This is a genomic window from Loigolactobacillus jiayinensis (genome assembly GCF_003946445.1).
In the GTDB taxonomy this organism is placed as follows: domain Bacteria; phylum Bacillota; class Bacilli; order Lactobacillales; family Lactobacillaceae; genus Loigolactobacillus; species Loigolactobacillus jiayinensis.
The window spans coordinates 1-2079 of the sequence record NZ_RHOF01000118.1 but is presented as its reverse complement, the minus strand read 5'-3'; the positions used below and the strand labels follow the sequence as shown (position 1 = coordinate 2079).

4 protein-coding genes are annotated in these 2079 nt (G+C 39.4%); 2 read left to right on the top strand and 2 right to left on the bottom strand.

Annotated features, from left to right (window positions below; translation table 11 throughout):
* Positions 1–141 precede the first annotated feature (141 nt).
* Both EKM80_RS14730 and EKM80_RS14725 read right to left on the bottom strand, forming a co-directional pair.
* A complete protein-coding gene (locus EKM80_RS14730) occupies positions 142–381 on the bottom strand; it encodes a cytochrome b5 domain-containing protein (protein ID WP_125554428.1) in 240 nt (79 codons plus the stop codon).
* Positions 382–540: 159 nt separating this feature from the next.
* Complete coding sequence (locus EKM80_RS14725; RefSeq protein ID WP_125554426.1) at positions 541–807, bottom strand: LysR family transcriptional regulator; 267 nt, start codon at positions 805–807, stop codon at positions 541–543.
* Positions 808–1022: 215 nt separating this feature from the next.
* Here EKM80_RS14725 and EKM80_RS14720 point away from each other — a divergent pair, with 215 nt between their 5' ends.
* Both EKM80_RS14720 and EKM80_RS14715 read left to right on the top strand, forming a co-directional pair.
* Positions 1023–1454 carry a PAS domain-containing protein gene (locus EKM80_RS14720; RefSeq protein ID WP_225418904.1) on the top strand — a complete coding sequence of 144 codons (432 nt, stop codon included), beginning with the start codon at positions 1023–1025 and terminating at the stop codon, positions 1452–1454.
* Positions 1455–1517: 63 nt separating this feature from the next.
* Positions 1518–2060 carry a hypothetical protein gene (locus tag EKM80_RS14715; RefSeq protein WP_164509595.1) on the top strand — a complete coding sequence of 181 codons (543 nt, stop codon included), beginning with the start codon at positions 1518–1520 and terminating at the stop codon, positions 2058–2060.
* The last annotated feature ends 19 nt before the right edge of the window (positions 2061–2079 follow it).

Sequence of the window (2079 nt, the reverse complement as noted above, 5' to 3'; positions counted from 1 at the left end):
CACCGAAGTGAATGTGCCGTTCAAAATCTCCACCAATACGATTTGACAGAGACCCAAATAAAAGAGGAAACAGAGTTCGTGGTCTCCCTGCCTCCTCTAATTTGGTCAAGATAAAATAACGCTAAAAAAGCCTAAAGAATTTTATTCTGCACTATATTTACCAACCACTGTTAATTTCTGTAAAACTGATTTCTTATGTGGCGCCTTAGTAATCGCTTCTGATAAATCATGACCAGCAACATGGCCATGATGTTGACCTTCAGCCCACTGAGGAACGTTGGTAACATCATAAACAGCGCCATCGATTGCAACGTAGGCCTTGTTACCATTCTTACCATCAAACTTAGCCAACTCAGCCTTTGTAAATGTCTTTTCTGCCATATAACCACTCCTAATCTTGATTTATTTACTACTACAATTATAGTTTACCATTTAAGTAACTAGCAATACACGAAAAGTGCCTATTATCTTTGAATAATCGTCTATTACTCGAATTGATTTAAGCGCCTAACAAATGCTTTTTAGAATAACAGCAAGTTATTATTCTGGATCATCAAGATCGCTTTCAATATTCATACCGTAGAGTTTATTAACGGCGGCATTTTTTTGTGCCTGATGAACAATCAGAATTGTAGTTGCCCCTTTACTGCTCACATAACCCGCAAAGCTTGTCACTTCTTCAACAGCATAAGCCAAACCATCAGAATGAATAATGTATTGACCGGCTACCGGAATGTTTTCAAAATACACCTTGTTCATTCGGATATAGTCATTTCCGTCATGTAGTACCACCAACACTTTGTACATTTATATCGCTTCCTCATTGATATTCTAGGATAAATATATACCCTATTACGTTTAAATTATACTAAAACTGTTTCAAAAGTAATTTCACAATCATGGATAACTAGTAAATAAAAAAATTTACCAGAAAGCAAATTACGATAAATTAACTTTATTCTAGAGACTGCTCTGCTATACTAATAGCTATAAATACAATACATATAAGGAGTTAATTTCAATTGAACGACCAACAGATAAAAGTAAATTTAACCACTGGAACCTTAAAATTAGAGCAACTCAACGCAATCTTCAAAACGATTCCCCAAGAATTTGATTTCATTGATGAGAATGATATTGTGCGTTGGTATTCAAACAACACCAATCGTTTATTCGCACGTGATACCAGTAAGCTCAATCAACATGTGCTAGATGTCCATCCTGCTCACAGTGCTGGTCGTGTAAAAAAAGTGCTCGCTGAAATGCACAACGGTGAACGCGATTCGATCCAAATGACAGTTCCGGCAAAAGGTAAACAAATACACATTGCCTTCTACGCCTTACATAATGATTCAGGGGATTACATTGGCTGCATCGAAGTCACTGAGGATATTTCTGAATTTACAAAATCGGGTAAAATTGGGAATCTAGTTAAACTTTTAAGAAACAAATAGCGTTATTTTAAAGCGGCTTCTACCTTTGGGAGATTTTAGATCGATAATTTATTTAGAGGAAAAATGATGAAAAAATTAGTTAATTTGGGAATCATCGCCCTAGCCACTATTAATCTGGCCGCTTGTGGAAATAATTTGGCCAGTAAAAGTAGTTCATTAGCAAAAGCTAAATCCGAAAGTGTGGCTAAGCAGCAAAGCAGCAAGAAAAAGACTGCTGCTAAGGCAGAACGTACGGCTAAAACTGAGGCCAAGGCCAAACGTTCTTCAGCCCAGAAGGCCAGCGCCAAAGCCAAAGCGGAAAGTAAACGTAAGGCTAAGGCCGCCTGGGAATCAAGTATCAGGACTGCGGCCGCAAATGAAAGCTCAGCCGCCCAATCTTCTTCCATTGCTCAGCAGCAAGCAGCCGATAGCTCTACCCAGACAGCTGCGGCCAATAGTTCCGAACAAGCCGCAATTGCAAGTAGTCAACAAGCCACTCAGACCTCCCAACAGCAGGCGCAACAAAGTCAGCAGACCCCGCAGACACAATCGCAGCAAACAACACCAACCAGTTCCGGTAGTGATCCAAATGGGGTCTCTGTCAAATCGTATTGGTGGAGATTTTGAACGGCACATTCACTTCGGT